The sequence below is a fragment of the Pauljensenia sp. UMB10120 genome (assembly GCF_030212035.1).
In the GTDB taxonomy this organism is placed as follows: domain Bacteria; phylum Actinomycetota; class Actinomycetes; order Actinomycetales; family Actinomycetaceae; genus Pauljensenia; species Pauljensenia radingae_A.
In genome coordinates, this window is sequence record NZ_JASODH010000004.1 from 185,135 (window position 1) to 204,285 (window position 19,151).

Here is a 19,151-nt window from a genome sequence, read left to right on the forward strand (position 1 = left end):
CGAAGGCGCCCTCGTCACTTCAGCACTTCAGCGAGTGTCTGCAGCTCGTGTCAGCTCGCTGCGACGCATTCGTCGAGCAGGTTGAGGTTGACCAGCGCCTCACGCGCGGTGGCTGGGTCGGTCCACTGAATGGTGTGCATTCCTGCCAGTGTGGCGGCGCGAATATTGGGCTGTCGATCGTCAATGAAGAGAATGTTGTCCGCTGGCACCCCTGAACGGGCGATTGCTTCTTTATAAATGCGTTGTGCCGGCTTGCACACGCCCAGCGGAGCGGAGAATGTGAAGTGGTCGAAGGCCTCAGCCCAGGACAGTTGCGGGAAGCGGTCGGCAATCGCGTGCGGCGCGTTGGACAGGATCCCCAGGTTCATTCCGCGGGCTTTCAGTTCGCATACGAGTTCGAGGGCGTCCGGGTCAGGCAGGTCGAAGCGTGTAATGTCTTCCTGGACGAGAGCGGCGATCGTGGCATCGCTGAGTTCACCCAATCCGCAATCTCCTGCGACGTGGTCCCAGAATTCACGGTCTGAACAGCCAGCATCGTAGGCATCACGGTGGAACCAGATGGAATGATCAACCAGCTTGACGGTGTCTGACGGGGTGGTATCCATATTCATGACCTGAGCCATCTTCGCCGCATCAGGTCGGTGTGTGACAAGCACACCACCAATGTCGAACAATACGGTGCTGATCAGGCACTGCGCATTCCCCATTGCTGCTTAATCTCCTATTGGACCGGTGGACGGACTCACCGCTGGTTGCGCTGGTAGCGTTTCCGGCAGCTCACCCGTATTCGTATCGCTGCTCTGATTGTCTCCGTTTTTCAGATGTAATGGGATAGTTTGTGATCATTCACACCGGCTTCACGAATAGTATCGATCACAGTCTGCGGCGCACGGCCGGTGAATTCACGGGTGCATTCCTCGGCGCCTTGCGCCACCGCATCGCATCATCACGGTGTGACAGCGTCATGGCACCATGCCTCTAGCGCATAGCATGACTGCGCGACACCCATATCACCTCTAGTGGTCTAATCCTCAAGACTCATTAACCCATCCTGAGACGCTTGTTGACAATAAATGTCGGCATCACGATCGCGCACGTGCGGCCCTGTCTATATCTGCGTACGCGTTACCTGGCCTGTGCGCGCAGGACTGCTGCGATGCGTTCCAGGTCCTGTGCGCCGGCAAACTCAATGACGATCTTGCCTTTGGTGCTGCCTTCGTTCACCGTTACACGGGTATCGCACAAATCAGACAGTTCCGCTGCCACGTGGCGCCCCAACTCAGAGAGCTGCTGAGGTTTGCGGATGCGTTGTACCCGTGCAGGCTTAGGCTTGTTGAGCCGAGCGATTTCTTCCGTCGTCCTCACCGAGAGCCCTTCTGCTACGATTCGGTCAGCCAACAGCTCCATTTCATCTGGTGTTGACAAAGAGAGCAGGGCTCGTGCGTGGCCAGCAGAGATCACGCCCGAAGCAACTTTTCGCTGCACGGCGGGTGGGAGTTTGAGCAATCGCAAGGTGTTGGCAATCTGCGGACGCGATCGTGCAATGCGCCTTGACAGCTCTTCCTGCGTTGCTCCAAAGTCCTCCATCAGCTGAGCATAGGCCGAGGCTTCTTCAAGTGGATTGAGCTGGGCGCGGTGGAGGTTTTCCAGCAGGGCATCTCGCAGAAGGTCTTCATCTTGGGTCCTTCGGATAATGGCGGGAATGGTGTCGACCTCAGCGATTTCAGAGGCGCGCAGACGTCGCTCTCCCATGATGAGTTCATAGCGCGCTTCCGGCTTTTCCTCGATGTATTCACGCAATGTGTCAGGCGTATCAGACGTGATTTCGATGGGTCGAATGACAATCGGCTGCAGCACCCCGACTTCTCGAATCGAAGCGGCCAGTTCGTTGAGGTCATCTTCGTTAAAAACGCTCCGAGGCTGACGGGTGTTCGGCACAATCCACTGAGTTGGAATCTCAGCAAAGGTCGCACCGGGAACTTCGACCAGGTCAGACTTCTCGTCACCAGTACCTGCGTGACCAGCGTCTGATCTCGGCACTGCTTCTGCGTTATTTGATCCCGAGTTTTCTTTCGGCGCGTGATCTCCGTCAGGTCCTGGCGAATCGGCGACCGACGGCGATGTTTCACGTGAAACACTCGCAGGTGTTCCTTCAAGGACCTCAGCAAAGAGCCGTGACCTCGACTGACCTTTACGAGGTGACGCACCCTCACCTTTTCGCGACACTGCGCCGTCATCCGATTGTGATTTGCGGGCTGCACCTTTTCTTGTTCCAGCAGATGTTCCACGATTCTTTCTCGTTGAATCCTTGTGGGCGCGTTCAGGACCCAAGTTGCGGGACTGATTGGATGCAAATGCGTCCGACGACTCTGACGCAACGGTTGTTGAATTCCCCGTATCTTCTGACTCGGGCGTGGTCGTGCCCTTCCGGGTGTGTGCTGTCCGACGTGACGAGCGCGGAGACAACAAATCTCGTTGTGACCCTCCACGAACTGGAGCATGGCTACCCGTATGCTCTGGAAATAAGACATCAAGCGGCCGCGACACCGAATGTGGATTTTCGCTCTGAGAATCTGGAATCAGTGCCGCCAATCCACGTCCCAGTCCTCCGTGCCGACGAGTTGATTTTCCTGAATCGGACGATTGATGTGCAGTGTCTTTCTTCCTGGCCATCGTTCCCAGCGCTTCACTTTCTTCGGTCGTATCGATGCTTTCGATTCTACAGTTCTCTGAGCGCCAACGAATGTTCCACGTGAAACATTGCTGTGAGCACATTCGATTGCAACCTTGTCCACCCTCCAAACAAAGGGCGCTCGATATCACGAGTTGCAGGAGTCCCTATCCACCATCATGTCGGGTTCAAATCGCACCTGGTCATCTAACTTGACCGGGCTTTTGTCATCACTGACCAAACGGGCCTCTTCGTGAATGTTTCACGTGAAACATTTCCTGCATTCGCATACAACCTGACCGACTCACAGGCCCGCCACCCGCACAGACACTGGAACTGTAATTATCCTTCACAGGTCACGGCCACGCAAAATGGCGCGATCAGTTACTTCTGTGCCCATCGCTGCGTCAACTCAAGCGCCGCCTTGCGGTACGCAATCGCACCGGTCGATCGCGGATCATAGGTTACTGCGGTCTGCGAGTAACTCGGCGCCTCGGAAATGCGAACGGATCGTGGGATGACGGTTGTCAGCGTGATGTCCCCAAAGTGTTCGCGCACTTCAGCTGCAACCTCTTCGCTCAACTTGGTACGCTTATCGACCATCGTCAGCACAATCGTCGAGATCCTCAACCGCGGATTGAGTTCAGATCGAATCCGTTCGATCGTTGACCATAGCTGGGTCAAACCTTCCAGCGCGTAATATTCGGTCTGAATCGGAATCATGACCTCGTCGGCACACACCAGTGCATTGAGCGTTACCAATCCGAGCGACGGGGGACAGTCAATCAGGATGACATCCACGTCACGGTTCACTGACAAGAACTCCGAAACCGCATCGGACAGCAAAAATGCACGACGCGGCAAATCCACCATTTCAATTTCAGCACCCGACAAGTCAATGGTCGATGGGCACACCCGCAAGCCTTCCACATCAGGGCAGTCCTGAATCACGCCTGCCAACGATGCTCCCTCCACCATCACGTCATAGATTGACGGAGTGCCCACGCCATGTTCTGCACCCAACGCCGTCGACGCATTTCCCTGGGCATCAGCATCAATGACCACAACATTCAACCCGCCAAGAGCCAGAGCTGCAGCAAAGTTGACGGCAGACGTCGTCTTTCCAACGCCACCCTTCTGGTTGGCAACGGTCATGACCACAGGGCGCTCTGGCCGCGTGAAGACCGCGTGCTCGAGCATACGAAGATCAGCATAGTTCTGCTGAAGACGCCGCGATAGGGGAGCGTCACCTTGCGTCAATTCGCTCATCTCAGCCTGCCTTCTTCTTGTCTACTCTGTCAGCCGCTGGTTCCGAGGTCACACATCGCGACGGGCAACGACCACATAGGTCGATTCATCTTCCATCACTGACGGTACTTCATGAACCTCAGCGAGGAGATGATGGCGCTTCAATTCGTTGCGTGCATCCTCAACTTCGAGCGCAGCACGACGACCTTTCAACGCCACCAACTGACCATGAGGAGCAATCAGCTTGGACGTCATTCGCACGAGTTTCGACATTTTCGCCACTGCACGAGCCGTCACCACATCAGCACGACCCTTACCGCGCAGATCTTCCGCGCGAGCCTGGTGGATTGTCACATTGTCCAAACCCAGCTCATCGATTGCGTCCGCCAACCATTCACACCGACGCTCCATCGGCTCTGCCAAGTGAACGTCAAGTGATGGTTTACAAATGGCAATAACTAGGCCAGGAAATCCCGCGCCTGAACCCACATCAAGCACCTGTCCACGCTTAGGCAGAAAATCCAATACCGCAGCTGAATTCACAATGTGGCGCGACCACAATCGTCCGGCTTCACGCGGTCCGATCAAGCCGCGCATCTCTCCCTCGTCAAGCAGCATGTCGACCAGGTGCTCCAATGCCGAGAAGCTGGTACCGAAATACTCGCGCACAGCTTCGGTGGGCTCTTCGGGGATCACCAGGTCAGCGTCGCCGGTGCCGTCAGGTACACTACCGGCCGCAGGCGCCGCATCCTCACTCATCGTCGCGCTCAGCAAGTTCCGAGGTTGCCTCGGCTACATCAGAAGCCGGAGCAACAAAGTCGCCTTCCTGCAATTCCTCCAGAGCGCGCACCTCGTTAACAGATTCGTCATCGCTGTCTGAATCCTCGAAGTGCGCGTCGTCATCAACGTCGTCGCTCTCATCGTCACGCGGATCGGAGATCACGACATAGCGATGTGGATCTGCGCCTTCCGATTCGGAGTGCAGGCCAGCCTCGGCCACCACGTCGTGACACACCTTGCGCTCAAACGGGTTCATCGGTTCAAGCTTTTGCGGCTCACCCGTCGCATTCAGGCGGTTAATGGCCTCTTGTGTCAGCTCATGAAGCTGGACGCGGCGATCGGCACGGAAGCCCGCGATGTCCAGCATCAAGCGTGAGCGTTCGCCCAGCTCGGTTTGTACTGCCAGGCGCGTGAGTTCCTGAAGGGCGTCGAGAACTTCACCGTCCTCACCGACCAGGTTTTCCAGACCAGTCGCGTCGTCAGCCACGATTTCCACCGACGCGCGACCGTTTTCAACGTCGATCTCAATGTCACCGTCAAGATCGGCAATATCGAGCAGTTCCTCCAGGTAATCTGCCGCGACTTCGCCTTCTTCTTCCAGACGTGACAACGTTTCGTCTTTCTTCTCACTCATTGAGATGTCCTTCCGTGGGGCTCCACTTGTTCAGGTGCGGGGGATCGGCGGTGAGTGTCACTGTCGCTGTGTGTCAGTGCCACCACTATCCGATCATTTTCTCTTCTTCTTCTTGCGTTGGCCTGGGTTGTTGCGTTGACTCTTGCGCTGTGCGCGGCGGCGTTCCACCTCTTCAGGGGTCAGCTCGCTCTTGGCACGGTCGTTCGCCTCGCGGCGAGCTCGCCGATTCTGTTCGGCACGTTCATGCTCGGCAGCCAACTGACGTTCCTTAGCTTCTGCCTGCTTGCGCTGTTCACGACTCATCCGTCGGGGCTGTTCACGCTTCGCAGCCTTCTCCTGGCGCACCACGCTGCGCTCCTTGGCACGGTGGACGCCACGCATCCACGTTTCGTCAGGCAACGTCGTCCACTCCTGCAGCGCCAGGTTACGGTATACGCCCAGCACTTCACCCTCACTCATTGATTCAGGGAAGTTACCGGCTACGCGCTGGCTCCTGGCCTTGCTCTTGATTTCCTTGAGCGATGTTTGGTTCAGCTGTGCGACAGCCTCAGGATCAGATCCGAGTTCCTCACGCTTGCGGTCGTATTCCTCAAAGTAAGGCTTGGCCCACTCCTTGTACCCACGTTCACGCTTGGCCAGCACGTCCTTGTAGGCCGGTGAACCGGGGGTCGGCATCACAGTCATCATCACCATCTGCTGGCCGAAGGTCCACGCGGTGGAGATCGACAGGTAGATCATGATGCCCATCTGCACCACAAATGCCGTGAAGACAAACATCAACGGCATCAGGTACATCATCATCTTCTGGGTGCGCATCATCGGGTTTGATGAATCCTGAGCCTGCTGCGGCATGTTGCGTTCCATCGAGATCTTCATCGTCAGGAACTGCAGCACGACCATGAAGATGGCCAAGATGATGAAGACCGCCAGGCCCACACCCGTCGATTCGGTCAAGCGCCCTGACAGTGACACACCTGCCACCGTCGTCCGCTCGATTTCCTGAGCCAGCGCCTGATCGATCGGACCGATGTGGTCGCCAAGATTGAACGTTCCCTGCGCAACGGCACCCGCGTTCCACAGTGCGCGGTACATACCGAACAGAATCGGCATCTGAACCAGCAGGGGCAGACACGAGGCAAAAGGATTCGTCCCGTACTTCTTGTTGAGCGCCTGCATCTCCTCGCTCATCTTGAGACGAGAAGCCTGGTCCGTCTTGCCCTTGTACTTTTCCTGAATCTTCTTCATTTCAGGCTGCATGACGGACATGGCTCGCTGCGAACGCAGCTGCTTGACGTACAGAGGTGTAATCAGTGCGCGCACCACAATCGTCAGCACGATGATCGACACGATCCACGCCACACCTGGCCCACCGCTCATTCCGAGCGCCACCAGCAGATCGTGGATCTTTACCCACACCCATGCGATCGCAACGGTAAATGGGTAAATGATCTTGTCAAACCACATGGACATCTCCTTCATGTGTGTCTCGCACAGGCGAATGTGCGCATGTCTGATTGATCGTATCGTGAGTGCACGAGGGCGACTCGTCACAATCGCTAAGCCCCATTACGGGGAAGTCATCGGGGTCCAGATAACCCGCCCAATCGTCAGGCGGAACCCAGGGGGGTGCACTCCACTGGCCTTGAAGCGGCACATGGTCGACACCGCCATTGGACCACGGGTTGCATCGCAGGAGCCGCCATGACGCCAGGAGTGTGCCTTTGATGATGCCGTGAACTTCGATCGCACGCACGGCGTAAGCCGAACATGTGGGTGCGTACTTGCATCGTGGTGGCAAACCGGGAGAGATGAAGCGCTGGTAGAAACGTATGGGTGCCAAAGCGATGGTGCGCAGGAGGCTCATTTCTGGCCCCGTTGCTGCTCGCGTTCATCCCACTTGCGCCATGCCCGCGTCAGTGCCCGATCCAGGTTGACGCCCAGTGTGGCCGAGTCCTGACCCAGAGCTCGGTGCCCTGCGCGGACAACAATGCGCGCACCGTCGGGCTGGTCAGCTACTCGCGCGGCCATGAGGTGGCGCAGGCGACGCTTGATGGTGTTGCGTCGTGTTGCCAACGCGACTTCGCGCTTGGGCACGATGAAACCGACGAGGCGCTTGGAAGCATCCTCGTCGGTTCGGCAATGCACCACGACCATCGCATTACCGCTGCGAGAACCATGACGGATTGTCGTTGAAAAATCGGTCGAATCCACCATGCGATGCGCGCGCGGCAACACCGAAGTCTCAGGCAGAAAGACGTGCGCGGCCTTTGCGGCGACGGTTGGAGATCACCGCGCGACCTGCACGTGTCCGCATACGCAAACGGAAACCATGCGTACGGGAACGACGACGGTTACTGGGCTGATAGGTCCTCTTCACCATGACGCTACTCCTTGACGGTGGAACCCCTCGTTCCACTCTTCCTTTATTTCTTTCACCGCGAGTATCCACCGAGTTGTTCTCGCAGGACGGTTCACGGCGTGCTCATGCGAGCACAGACAGATTTCAAGCGTAGGGGTTTGACCCAGAGCCGTCAACGCAATCGAGGCCAATTGTCACCGGTTCCACACTCCCAATTTTCGTCCACAACTGTGGACTGGCCCGTGGATAACTTTTTCCACATCCGTGGATTTCCACATGTTATCCACAACGGTGTAATTTACGGATTTTCCGCAGCATCTCTGAATTCGGCTTTGTAACTACACGTGTGTCATTTGCCAGCGTGTTTTCCACAGACCTTTCCCCAACTTGTGGATTACGCTCAGATCGATACAGTGAGTTATCCGGACGTCGTCACAAACTGGTAGCGTTCAAGTGTTGAATGTCACGTCGGTTTCGCAGGTAAGGTAAGAACAGTGAGCAAGTCGTTATCCGATGCGTGGGCAGACGCCCTCGAATCGTTGAAATCCGTTGATTTAGGGCCATTGGCGGCGTCATTCATCAACATGGTGAAACCTCTGGGCGACATCGAAGGCACCATCTTGCTGGCCGTCCCCAACGAATTCACCAAAGGTTTCATTGAGACACGCGTTTCCGACGAAGTCACGCAGTCACTGTCCCAGGCACTGGGTCGCAACGTGCGCATCGCTGTCACCATTGACACCTCGCTTGCACCGCTTGAAGACGAGAGCGCATCACCCGACGATGATCATGTTCCACCTTTGCAAACTCCGCGCGACGCCGGAGCCTCGCGCGTGCTCGATGCTGTGAATATCGATTCAACGGAAACCCGGCTCAACCCTCGCTATACGTTCGACACATTCGTCATTGGCCCCTCGAACCGTTTTGCCCATGCGGCGGCAACGGCAGTGGCTGAAGGACCGGCCAAGTCCTATAACCCCCTGTTTATCTACGGTGGGTCAGGACTGGGAAAGACTCACTTGCTGCACGCGATCGGTCACTACGCACTGTCGATGTATCCGCATCTGCGTGTGCGCTACGTCAATTCCGAAGAATTTACGAACGACTTCATTAACGCTATTCGCGAAGACCGCGCGGAGGAATTCCAGCGCCGCTACCGCGAAGTGGACATTCTGTTGGTGGACGACATCCAGTTCATTCAGGGCAAAGAGCAGACCGTCGAGGAGTTCTTCCACACCTTCAACACCCTGCATAACGCTAATAAACAGGTCGTTCTGACTTCGGATCTGCCGCCCAAACAGCTGTCAGGCTTTGAGGACCGGCTGCGTTCGCGCTTCGAGTGGGGTCTGCTCACCGACGTTCAGCCACCGGATCTGGAAACGCGTATCGTCATCTTGCAGAAGAAGGCCGTTGGCGAGGGGATCGAAGTGGATCCGGCTGTGCTGGAGTACATCGCCTCGCGCATTTCGTCGAATATTCGAGAACTCGAGGGTTCGCTGCTGCGCGTGACGGCTTTCGCCAATATCACGCAGCAACGCATTGACTTGCCGCTGGCTGAGATGGTCCTCAAGGACATCATTTCTGATCCCGATGACACCGAGATCACGTCCGCACTGATTATGGGTCAGACCGCGCACTACTTTGATGTCACGCTGGATCAACTGTGTTCAACTGACCGTTCCCGCACGGTGGTGGAAGCACGCCAGATCGCCATGTATCTGTGTCGCGAGTTGACAGATCTTTCATTGCCCAAGATTGGCGCAGCGTTCGGCGGTCGTGACCACACCACGGTGATGCATGCCAATAAGAAGATCACCGAGCAGATGGCGGAAAAGCGTGACATTTTCAACCACGTCACCGAGTTGACCAACCGCATCAAGCAAAAAGCTCGCAATTCGTAAGGATCGCCCGTACCGTTGAGCCACGAATTGACGAAGGGGGCGCGTCCAGCCGCATATTCCTTACTTACCCACCGCTGGGGATAAAACTGTGGATATCCTGTGGGTAATGACAAGAAATTTGTGATTCGATCTGTGGATCGATGCCTGCTCGTTGTGGATGCACGGACCGGTCTTGTGTGAATCCACAATCGGCTCATAAAGCGTCCACATCTCGTGCCCACATTTGTCCACGTAACGAATCGTTGAAATCGCGGGGGTTGACGGGCTTTTCCACACTTTCCACATGTCCTATGACGATGAAGAAAAAGAAATAAAAGATTAAAAGTGGAAAACTCACAACAAACGATGGGTGGCCGATTAATGAGTTCGCGAAGAGCTCGACGAAGCTCATCGCACGGGTTCGTGGTCAGTTCTGATGTAATCCACATATTTCGCCTTGGGGTCAACTTCTGCATGAGAATCGAGTAGAGTTGGTTCGGTTCATCAAAACAGCTAATGAGTGCTCGCACGGGGAGTTGGAGGGGTACAGAATGAAGTTCACTGTCGCCCGTGACATTTTGTCGGAAGCCGTATCGTGGACTGCCCGAGCGTTGCCGCAACGGCCACCCAGCCCGATTCTGGCAGGTGTCAGACTCAGCGCAGATGCTGAGATCGTCACGCTGTCGTCATTCGACTACGAGGTATCCGCGAACTCGCATATTCCTGCCGAAGTACATGAGCCCGGTGAGGTTCTCGTATCGGGTCGCCTGCTGGCCGACATCTGTAAGTCACTGCCGCAGCGTCCGGTCGATTTCACTGTTGACGGACCGAAAGTGACGATCACCTGCGGATCGTCTCACTTTGTGCTGGCTGTGATGCCACTGGATGAGTACCCGCTGCTGCCTGAACACCCCCAAACACGCGGCACTGTTGATTCTGAAACACTTGCCCAGGCCATCGGCCAGGTCTCGATCGCCGCGTCGCGCGACGACACGTTGCCACTGTTGACGGGTGTGCGTATGGAGTTTGAAGGTGAGCGCATATCGCTGATCGCCACTGACCGCTACCGCCTGGCTGTGCGTGACCTGGAATGGGAACCCAGTGACCCGCAGTTCTCCGATGCGGCACTGGTGAAGGCCCGGATTCTGAGCGACGTGGCCAAGTCCACCGCATCAGGGTCGCGCGTGACGATCGGTCTGTCACGTGAATCCAAGCCAGGAGCATCATCTCTGATTGGTTTTGAGGCATCGGGTCGACGCACCACCTCCACGTTGATGGACGGGGATTACCCGCCGGTATCCCGACTTTTCCCGGAAATCACACCGATTCAGGCTGTATGTGATCGTCACGTGCTGCTTGAAGCGGTCAAGCGTATGGCGCTGGTGGCTGAGCGTAAGACGTCGGTGCGGATGGCATTTTCAGAAGGTCAGGTGGTCCTCGAAGCCGGCCAGGGTGAAAGCGCCCAGGGTTCGGAAGCAATTGAAGCTCAGGTCAACAACGAGATCACCACAGGATTCAACCCGTCGTATCTGATTGAAGGCCTGTCGGTGCTGTCGGCCGACTTTGTGCGCTTCGGCTTTACACACCAGTCCAAGCCGGTTGTCATGACTGGTCAAAGTGAACTCGATGGGGGAGAGGACACCAGTTTCCGCTACCTGCTGATGCCCATCCGCTTCGGAGCGTGAGTGTGTGCGTATCTCGCACGTCGCACTTGATGATTTCCGTTCCTACCGTCACCAGGTGTGTGAACTTCCCGCTGGAGTGAGCGTTTTCGTTGGCCACAACGGTCAGGGAAAAACGAATCTTGTTGAGGCCATCGCCTATTTGTCAACGTTTTCGTCTCATCGGGTCGCTGCCGACACGGCACTGGTGCGGGTACCGACTGGCGAGGAGGCTCCTCCTGGTGGTGCCATGATCCGCGTGAAATTGGTGACAGGGGAGCACACGACGTCGCTGAGCGGGGACAACAGTGACAATGCTTCGAATACGTCACAGGCAGGTGAATCCTCCGAAAGGCGCGATCAAGCCGGTAGGCGCGACCAGGTGGTGGAACTGGAAGTGGTGCGCGGAAAAGCCAATCGGGCGCGCCTGAATCGCACCACGCTGGCGGCTAAGGAGATCCTCGGAATGGTCAGGACCGTTGTGTTCGCACCCGAGGATCTGTCCATTGTGCGCGATGCACCGCAGGTCAGGCGCCGTTTCATCGACGAATGCGCGATCCAGCTTCACCCGACGTTCAGCGCCGTTCGCGCAGATTTTGACCGTGTGGCACGCCAACGCGCCGCAGTGCTCAAAGCTGCCAGTGCACGTGTGCGTCGTGGCCAGGTCCCTGACCTGTCAACACTGGAAATCTGGGATGACCAATTCGTGGAACTGTCTGCGCAGGTCACACTTGAGCGCCACCGCGTCGTCACGTTACTGAGTACACCGGCATCTGATGCCTATAGCAGTGTGGCTGACTCGCCTCGAGAATTTTCAGTGGGCCTGGAAGCCTCCGTGTCAGCCTTCAGCGATATCGACGTCACTGACCTGACCGCGCACATTGAGGCATTAAGACAGGCCCTCCAGCATGTTCGAGACGATGAAGTGCGACGCGGTGTGAACCTTGTGGGTGCCCACCGCGACGACCTGGAACTGACTTTGGGACACTTACCCGTTAAAGGCTATGCATCTCACGGCGAATCATGGTCGGCTGCCCTGGCACTTCGCCTGGCATCCTTTGAAGTCCTGAGTGACGAGGGAGAACGGCCAATCCTCATCCTCGATGATGTCTTTGCTGAACTCGATGCGCAGAGGCGTCAAGCCCTTGTCGAGGTCATCAGGCAGGCAGATCAGGTGCTCATTACTGCGGCAGTTGAGAGCGATGTGCCCGATCAGCTGGACGCTCACATTTTTCGCGTCCACTGGGATCCAGAAGATGGCTCGGTGATTGAGCGTGAATGAAAATTCCGGACTGCTTTCTGATGGTGAGCGCACCAATGTGATCGCGCAGGCCACTGCTCGCATGCAGCGTGCCATGCTGGCTCGGGGAGCCACGCGCAGCACTCATCCGCGCGCTGCCGGCTCTTCTGGGCGCACTCAGCGCGATGAGTTCGCCCATGGCGCTCACGCTGGTGCAGGTGACACCGGTGCATCGAACGGTGATACACACAGTGGTCAGGTCACCCTCGAACCTCGCAATGCACGCGAGGAACTGCGAGCTCGTGCCATGCTGGGACCCCTGTGGGCATTGCGGCATCGAAGCGGGGCTGGGCGCGCCGGACGTGTGGGACTGGCTTCTGGTCGCTTGCGGTGGAATGAACCGCGCTCCATTGGACGTGTCATCAAGAAGACCACGCATGATCGCGGGTGGGATTCCTCGACCGCGATGGGGTCCGTTATGGCGCAGTGGCCAGTGATTGTTGGAGACAACGTCGCCCAGCACTGTTCAATCGAAACCTTCAATGACCGCACACTCATTGTGCGCTGTTCATCAACGGCGTGGGCCAAACAGCTCGTGCTGCTTCTGCCTCATATTGAGCGCCGAATTGCCGAAGAAGTCGGTGCCGGAGTGGTCGATCAGGTCATCGTCCGCGGCCCGTCGGCCCCCTCCTGGAACAAGGGCCGATGGTCAGTGAAGGGCAGAGGTGTGCGTGACACGTATGGGTGACCCCTCCCACACTTCACAAGAACCTGTCTTTTCGCAGTTCACGAGTACTTTAGCGTGGCCTACACCAACGTGAAATCAAGTCGAAAAACCCTGTTTTTTGGTAAAATATAAACAGATTATGAGTAGTGTGTCATGTGGACACACGGTCCCGGATTTTTCCGGGAGGGCAGCCAGCCCGCGGTGCGCAGCACCATCACAATGAGGGGAGCCGGTGAGTGGCGGACGAAGGGATCAATTCCCAGCCAAATGAGGACCAGGGGCATTACGGGGCATCAGACATCACCGTTCTGGAAGGTCTGGAGGCTGTTCGTAAGCGGCCTGGCATGTATATCGGTTCAACGGGAGAACGCGGCTTGCACCATCTGGTGTATGAAGTGGTCGACAACTCCGTTGACGAAGCTTTGGCTGGATATGCCGACCACATCGAGGTGACGATCCAGGCTGATGGCGGCCTGAAGGTAGTCGACAACGGGCGCGGTATTCCAGTGGATATTCACCCCACCGAGGGGCGACCAACCGTTGAGGTCGTCATGACGATTCTGCACGCCGGAGGCAAGTTCGGAGGCGGCGGGTACGCTGTTTCCGGCGGTCTGCATGGCGTGGGTATTTCCGTCGTGAACGCTTTGTCCACCCGGGTTGATACTGAGGTGCGTCGACAGGGGTACGTGTGGCGCATGTCCTTTGCCGATGGCGGGGCAGTGGTTTCTGAGCTCGAACGTGGCGAGGAAACCGACGAAACGGGCACTACCCAGGTGTTCTATCCAGATCCACAGATCTTCGAGTCCACTGAGTTTGACTTTGAGACGCTGCGTCACCGCTTCCAGCAGATGGCGTTCCTCAATAAGGGGCTGCGCATCACGCTGACCGATGAGCGCCCCTGGGTTCAGGACGAGGGCGACGAGATCACCGGGGATGACGAAGGCCCAGCTGACGATCCTGTTCCAGGGTTCCGCCGCGTGTCCTACATGTATGAACATGGCTTGCGCGACTACGTGGAATTCCTGGATTCGAGCCGCAAGACTGACGTCATTAACTCCGAGATCATTGATTTTGAAGCTGAAAACGATCCGGGCACGATGTCGCTGGAAATTGCGATGCAGTGGACAACGGCGTACTCGTCGAGCCTGCACACCTACGCCAACACGATCAATACGACCGAAGGCGGCACACACGAAGAGGGCTTCCGCACGGCACTGACCACGGTGATCAACCGTTATGCCAAGGAGCGCGGAATCCTCAAGGACAAGGACGAAAACCTGTCCGGTGAAGATGTGCGTGAAGGTCTGACGGCGGTGATCTCCATCAAGCTGACCGAACCGCAGTTCGAAGGCCAGACCAAGACCAAGCTGGGGAACACAGAAGCCCGCACATTCGTCCAGCAGCAGGTCTACCAGCACCTGCAGGACTGGTTCGATGCGCATCCTGCCGACGCCAAGGCGATCATCATGAAAGGTCAGCAGGCTCAGTTGGCGCGCGTCGCGGCACGCAAGGCCCGTGAGGCCACTCGGCGCAAAACCGCCCTGGACACGCTGTCGATGCCGACGAAGTTGCGCGACTGCTCGTCCAAAGATCCCTCGGTGTGTGAAATCTTCATTGTCGAGGGTGACTCGGCAGGTGGTAGTGCCGTCGGTGGGCGCGACCCGGAACACCAGGCGATTTTGCCACTTCGCGGCAAGATCCTGAACGTTGAAAAGGCTCGCCTTGACCGCGCGCTGAACTCTGAGACGATCCAGTCTCTCATCAGCGCCCTGGGCACCGGCATTGGTGAAGAGTTTGACATCAACAAGTTGCGCTACTTCAAGATCGTGCTGATGTCAGATGCTGACGTGGATGGCCAGCACATCGCGACCTTGCTGCTGACGTTCCTGTACCGCTATATGAGACCACTGGTGGAGCAAGGCTACGTGTACCTAGCGACACCTCCGCTGTATCGACTCAAGTGGACGAATGCTCCGCACGAATACGTGTATTCGGACAAGGAGCGTGACGACTGTCTTACTGAAGGACTCAAGGCCGGTCATCGCCTGCCCAAGCACGGTGGCATCCAGCGTTACAAGGGCCTGGGTGAGATGAACGACCAGGAATTGTGGGAAACCACGATGGATCCTGCGCACCGAATTTTGAAGCAAGTCGAGGTGGGCGAAGCAGCAGCTGCCGACCAAATCTTCACCCTGCTGATGGGTGATGACGTGGAATCCAGGCGTTCGTTTATTCAACGAAACGCTCAGGATGTGCGATTCATTGACGCCTAGCGCCGCGGCGCAACGGCAGTGATCCGACCATCGTCAACAACCTACTGATCAGGGACCAAGGAGAGTTTCATCGTGAGTGACGAGCCCACCACAGAGATTGAATCAACCGCTCCGCACGGACGGATTGATCAAGTCGACCTCGAAATGGAAATGAAGAGGTCGTACCTTGATTACGCCATGTCGGTCATTGTGGGCCGCGCCCTTCCGGACGTGCGAGACGGCCTCAAGCCGGTTCACCGCCGCATCCTGTATGCCATGTACGACGGCGGATACCGCCCCAATGCAGGTTTCTACAAGTGCATGCGCGTCGTCGGTGACGTGTTGGCGCACTACCACCCTCACGGTGACAGCTCCGTGTATGACGCTTTGGCTCGCCTCATCCAGCCGTGGTCAATGCGTTACCCGCTCATTGCCGGTCAGGGTAACTTTGGTTCTCCCGGTAACCTGGGGCCTGCTGCCCCTCGTTATACCGAATGTAAGATGGCGCCCCTGGCGATGGAAATGGTGCGCGACATTGATGAAGACACTGTTGACTTCCAGGACAACTACGATGGGCGCACCCAGGAGCCTACGATCCTGCCGTCGCGTATTCCGAACCTGCTGATCAACGGGTCGGAAGGTATTGCCGTGGGTATGGCCACGCGCATCCCGCCGCATAACCTGCGTGAGGTGGCCGAGGGTGTGCAGTGGGCACTTGAGCATCCTGATGCCACGCGTGAAGAACTGCTGGCAGCTCTCATGGAACGCATCAAGGGCCCGGATTTTCCTTCCGGTGCGACGATCCTGGGTCGCAAGGGCATTGAGGATGCCTACCGCACTGGCCGCGGCTCGATTATTCAGCGCGCCATTGTCGAGGTTGAGGAAATCCATGGCCGCACGTGCCTGGTTGTCAAGGCGCTGCCTTACCAGGTCAACCCCGATAACCTGGTCCAGAAAATTGCCGACATGGTCAAGGCCGGCCAGATCCAGGGCATCGCGGACATCCGCGACGAAACGTCGGGCCGTTCAGGCACGCGCCTGATCATGGTTCTCAAACGCGACGCGGTTGCCAAAGTTGTCCTGAACAACTTGTACAAGCGCACGCAGCTGCAGGACTCGTTCCCGGCGAATATGCTCGCCCTGGTGGACGGCGTGCCGCGCACACTGTCGCTGGATGGATTTATCCGTCACTGGATCAGACACCAGATCGAAGTCATTGAGCGGCGCACTCGCTTCCGTTTGAACAAGGCGCGCGAACGCCTGCACATTCTGGAAGGCTACCTCAAGGCGCTCGATGCCCTCGATGAAGTGATTGCGCTGATTCGTCGCTCTCCAACAGCCGACGATGCGCGCACCGGCCTGATGGACCTTCTCAACATTGATGAAGCGCAGTCTGATGCCATTTTGGCGCTGCAGTTGCGTCGCCTGGCCGCCCTCGAACGTCAGAAGATTCTGGACGAGCACGCACAGTTGCGTGACCATGTGGCCGACCTGGAAGACATCCTGGCCACCCCGCAACGCCAGCGCGACATTGTGTCCACCGAGCTGGCGGAGATTGTCGAGCGCTACGGTGATGAGCGTGTCACCACGATCGTGCCGTACGCGGGCGAAATGTCGATGGAGGACCTCATCCCCGAAGAGGACGTGGTGGTGACCATCACCCGTGACGGTTTCGCCAAGCGTACCCGCACCGACAATTACCGTTCGCAAAAACGCGGCGGCAAGGGTGTGCGCGGCACTCAGCTCAAGGGCGATGACGTGGTGGAGCATTTCTTTGTCACAACCACGCACCAGTGGCTGCTGTTCTTCACGAACCTGGGTCGCGTCTACCGTGCGAAAGCGTATGAGATTCCCGAGGGTGGTCGCACCTCCCGCGGTCAGCACGTTGCGAACCTGCTTGCGTTCCAACCCGATGAGCGCATTGCGCAGGTTCTGGCCATTCACGACTACGACGAGGCTGACTACCTGGTGCTGGCCACACGGTCCGGCCTGGTGAAGAAAACGCGCCTGTCGGAATACGACAGTGCCAGAACCGGTGGCATTATTGCGATCAACTTGCGTGATGATGACAACGGAGAGCCTGATCAGCAGGTGTCTGCTCAGCTGGTGAACGCTGATGATGATCTGATCCTGGTGTCCCGTAAAGGGCAAGCGGTGCGATTTACTGCCAGCGATGAGCAGCTGCGTCCGATGGGGCGCGGCACGTCGGGTGTGCGCGGCATGAAGTTCCGTGACGGCGATGAGCTGCTGGCGATGGAAGTTGTGCGCGAGGGTGCTGACCTGCTGATCGTCACAGATGGTGGCTACGCGAAGCGCACCCCGTTGAGCGAATATCCTGTGAAGGGTCGCGGCATTTTCGGCGTGCGAGTAGGCAACTTGGTGGATGAACGAGGTGCACTGGTGGGCGCCCTCGTTGTCGACAGTGACGAGAATGTCATGGTGATTACCGAATCCGGTAAACTTGTCCAAATCAACGCGTCCGACGTGCGTGCCACCGGGCGCAACACTATGGGTGTCATTTTCGCTCGCCCGGATGACGATGACCGCATTATTGCGATTACGCGTCACACGGAGGATGACGAAGATGAGGCCGTTGATGAAACCGCCGACGAATCAGCTGCACAAGAGGCTGATGAGCCTGTAGCGTCAAGTGCAGAAACTGAGGAGGACGAGCAATGAGCGATCTTGAAGACCTCGATCAGCCGATCCTGGATGAGGATGTACCGCGCAGAGTCGACCTGTCGGTAGCGCGCGTGGACCCGTGGTCAGTCACGAAGGTTGGCTTCCTGTTGTCCGTGGCGCTGGGGATAGCGTTGGTGTTCGCCACCCTGGTGTTGTGGCTGATGCTCGACTCCATGCACGTTTTCGGCGACATTGAGGAATTCCTCAAGAATCTGAGCGCGGAACGTTTCGTCACGCTCATGGAGTACCTGCATTTGTCGAAGGTGCTGTCCTACGCGACCATTGCGGCGGTTGCCAACGTCATCATGATCACGGCGATGTCGACGCTGGGTGCGTTCCTGTACAACATCATCGCCTCATTGGTGGGCGGGGTGCGCGTGTCCTTGATGGATGAGTAGAGGCGCGAGCGGTGGAAGATGGCGACTGTGGTGTCGGTGAATGTCATAGACGTCACTAGACTCTCGTTTTGTTGTCGCACCGATGCTCGGGTACGATAGTTCGGTGCCCTTGGGGCGCGGATGGGCCTATAGCTCAGTTGGTTAGAGCGCAGTCCTGATAAGACTGAGGTCGCTGGTTCGAGTCCAGCTAGGCCCACTGTCCACACTCAGCTGAATGGGAGGCGGAGCGGTGAAGAAGGCGATCACGACCATTGCGGCGCTTGCCGGTGCTGCGATAGCGGGGATTGTCGTTCGTCAAATTGCTCAGGACCTGTCCAATAACGCTGATCTGTGGAGGTCCGTCACCGACGAATATGAGCCGGAATCTTCCACCGCTCATTAACGACGGCGACCCGACCCGACCGCTTTCTGGGCGGTTGTCTGGAGCTGTCACCGTCAGGTACGGTAGGAACTCAATAACGGGGCTATGGCGCAGCTGGTAGCGCACCTGCTTTGCAAGCAGGGGGTCGTGGGTTCGAGTCCCACTAGCTCCACCACTGGACGCTCATTTTGACAGAAAAATGAGCGTCTTTTTTGTTGACTGTCTCAGGGTTGCATGATGGCTGTGGAGCAGGCACGG

General features: G+C 57.3%; 17 protein-coding genes and 2 tRNA genes. 10 read left to right on the top strand and 9 right to left on the bottom strand.

Going from position 1 to position 19,151, the window contains the following annotated elements; all coding sequences use genetic code 11:
* Window positions 1-50: 50 nt before the first annotated feature.
* The 9 genes from QP093_RS05555 to rpmH all read right to left on the bottom strand — a co-directional run bounded on the left by QP093_RS05555 (window position 51) and on the right by rpmH (window position 7,713).
* The gene (locus QP093_RS05555; RefSeq protein WP_058237593.1) at window positions 51-707 is read right to left on the bottom strand and encodes an HAD family hydrolase; all 657 of its coding nucleotides are present in this window, start codon (window positions 705-707) and stop codon (window positions 51-53) included.
* A 418-nt stretch (window positions 708-1,125) separates the two neighbouring features.
* Entirely contained in the window at window positions 1,126-2,040 is a 915-nt protein-coding gene (locus tag QP093_RS10110; protein ID WP_502929385.1) for a ParB/RepB/Spo0J family partition protein, read from the bottom strand.
* Window positions 2,041-3,055: 1,015 nt separating this feature from the next.
* Window positions 3,056-3,940, bottom strand: a complete 885-nt coding sequence (locus tag QP093_RS05565; protein WP_058237591.1) for a ParA family protein — start codon at window positions 3,938-3,940, stop codon at window positions 3,056-3,058.
* Window positions 3,941-3,988: 48 nt separating this feature from the next.
* Complete coding sequence (rsmG, locus tag QP093_RS05570) at window positions 3,989-4,678, bottom strand: 16S rRNA (guanine(527)-N(7))-methyltransferase RsmG (protein WP_285015407.1); 690 nt, start codon at window positions 4,676-4,678, stop codon at window positions 3,989-3,991.
* Window positions 4,671-5,333: a Jag family protein gene (locus QP093_RS05575; protein WP_285015409.1), complete on the bottom strand. Its 663-nt coding sequence runs from the start codon at window positions 5,331-5,333 to the stop codon at window positions 4,671-4,673. The genes rsmG and QP093_RS05575 overlap by 8 nt, the downstream gene beginning before the upstream one ends.
* Window positions 5,334-5,426: 93 nt before the next feature.
* Complete coding sequence (gene yidC / locus QP093_RS05580; RefSeq protein ID WP_285015412.1) at window positions 5,427-6,797, bottom strand: membrane protein insertase YidC; 1,371 nt, start codon at window positions 6,795-6,797, stop codon at window positions 5,427-5,429.
* Window positions 6,787-7,197, bottom strand: a complete 411-nt coding sequence (yidD, locus tag QP093_RS05585; RefSeq protein ID WP_285015415.1) for a membrane protein insertion efficiency factor YidD — start codon at window positions 7,195-7,197, stop codon at window positions 6,787-6,789. Before yidD ends, yidC begins: the two co-directional genes overlap by 11 nt.
* Entirely contained in the window at window positions 7,194-7,568 is a 375-nt protein-coding gene (gene rnpA / locus QP093_RS05590; protein WP_058237587.1) for a ribonuclease P protein component, read from the bottom strand. Before rnpA ends, yidD begins: the two co-directional genes overlap by 4 nt.
* A 7-nt stretch (window positions 7,569-7,575) precedes the next feature.
* Window positions 7,576-7,713: a 50S ribosomal protein L34 gene (rpmH, locus tag QP093_RS05595; protein WP_083314406.1), complete on the bottom strand. Its 138-nt coding sequence runs from the start codon at window positions 7,711-7,713 to the stop codon at window positions 7,576-7,578.
* A gap of 473 nt (window positions 7,714-8,186) precedes the next feature.
* On the opposite strand from rpmH, the gene dnaA reads away from it, so the two are divergent.
* From dnaA to QP093_RS05645, 10 genes are all read left to right on the top strand, one after another.
* Window positions 8,187-9,593 (top strand): chromosomal replication initiator protein DnaA, encoded by a 1,407-nt coding sequence (dnaA, locus tag QP093_RS05600; RefSeq protein ID WP_058237586.1) that lies wholly within the window; start codon window positions 8,187-8,189, stop codon window positions 9,591-9,593.
* A 530-nt stretch (window positions 9,594-10,123) separates the two neighbouring features.
* Window positions 10,124-11,257, top strand: coding sequence for a DNA polymerase III subunit beta (gene dnaN / locus QP093_RS05605; RefSeq protein WP_285015420.1), 1,134 nt, complete (start codon window positions 10,124-10,126; stop codon window positions 11,255-11,257).
* 4 nt (window positions 11,258-11,261) lie between these two features.
* Entirely contained in the window at window positions 11,262-12,515 is a 1,254-nt protein-coding gene (gene recF, locus QP093_RS05610) for a DNA replication/repair protein RecF (RefSeq protein ID WP_285015423.1), read from the top strand.
* A complete protein-coding gene (locus QP093_RS05615; protein ID WP_285015425.1) occupies window positions 12,508-13,221 on the top strand; it encodes a DciA family protein in 714 nt (237 codons plus the stop codon). The genes recF and QP093_RS05615 overlap by 8 nt, the downstream gene beginning before the upstream one ends.
* A 215-nt stretch (window positions 13,222-13,436) precedes the next feature.
* Window positions 13,437-15,473: a DNA topoisomerase (ATP-hydrolyzing) subunit B gene (gene gyrB, locus QP093_RS05620; protein ID WP_070726082.1), complete on the top strand. Its 2,037-nt coding sequence runs from the start codon at window positions 13,437-13,439 to the stop codon at window positions 15,471-15,473.
* Between the two features lie 72 nt (window positions 15,474-15,545).
* A complete protein-coding gene (gene gyrA / locus QP093_RS05625) occupies window positions 15,546-18,131 on the top strand; it encodes a DNA gyrase subunit A (protein ID WP_257590334.1) in 2,586 nt (861 codons plus the stop codon).
* Window positions 18,128-18,532 carry a DUF3566 domain-containing protein gene (locus tag QP093_RS05630; RefSeq protein ID WP_058237580.1) on the top strand — a complete coding sequence of 135 codons (405 nt, stop codon included), beginning with the start codon at window positions 18,128-18,130 and terminating at the stop codon, window positions 18,530-18,532. The genes gyrA and QP093_RS05630 overlap by 4 nt, the downstream gene beginning before the upstream one ends.
* Before the next feature lie 122 nt (window positions 18,533-18,654).
* Window positions 18,655-18,728 (top strand) — tRNA-Ile (locus QP093_RS05635).
* A gap of 33 nt (window positions 18,729-18,761) precedes the next feature.
* Entirely contained in the window at window positions 18,762-18,914 is a 153-nt protein-coding gene (locus QP093_RS05640) for a DLW-39 family protein (RefSeq protein WP_227469239.1), read from the top strand.
* Between the two features lie 78 nt (window positions 18,915-18,992).
* A tRNA-Ala gene (locus tag QP093_RS05645) sits at window positions 18,993-19,068 on the top strand.
* Window positions 19,069-19,151 lie beyond the last annotated feature (83 nt).

What these genes read in the sequence shown, in the direction of transcription:
- QP093_RS05555 (WP_058237593.1), bottom strand. Translation starts at nt 707, where the DNA reads ATGGGGAATGCGCAGTGCCTGATCAGCACCGTATTGTTCGACATTGGT.
- QP093_RS05565 (WP_058237591.1), bottom strand. Translation starts at nt 3,940, where the DNA reads ATGAGCGAATTGACGCAAGGTGACGCTCCCCTATCGCGGCGTCTTCAG.
- rsmG (WP_285015407.1), bottom strand. Translation starts at nt 4,678, where the DNA reads ATGAGTGAGGATGCGGCGCCTGCGGCCGGTAGTGTACCTGACGGCACC.
- QP093_RS05575 (WP_285015409.1), bottom strand. Translation starts at nt 5,333, where the DNA reads ATGAGTGAGAAGAAAGACGAAACGTTGTCACGTCTGGAAGAAGAAGGC.
- yidC (WP_285015412.1), bottom strand. Translation starts at nt 6,797, where the DNA reads ATGTGGTTTGACAAGATCATTTACCCATTTACCGTTGCGATCGCATGG.
- yidD (WP_285015415.1), bottom strand. Translation starts at nt 7,197, where the DNA reads ATGAGCCTCCTGCGCACCATCGCTTTGGCACCCATACGTTTCTACCAG.
- rpmH (WP_083314406.1), bottom strand. Translation starts at nt 7,713, where the DNA reads ATGGTGAAGAGGACCTATCAGCCCAGTAACCGTCGTCGTTCCCGTACG.
- dnaN (WP_285015420.1), top strand. Translation starts at nt 10,124, where the DNA reads ATGAAGTTCACTGTCGCCCGTGACATTTTGTCGGAAGCCGTATCGTGG.
- QP093_RS05630 (WP_058237580.1), top strand. Translation starts at nt 18,128, where the DNA reads ATGAGCGATCTTGAAGACCTCGATCAGCCGATCCTGGATGAGGATGTA.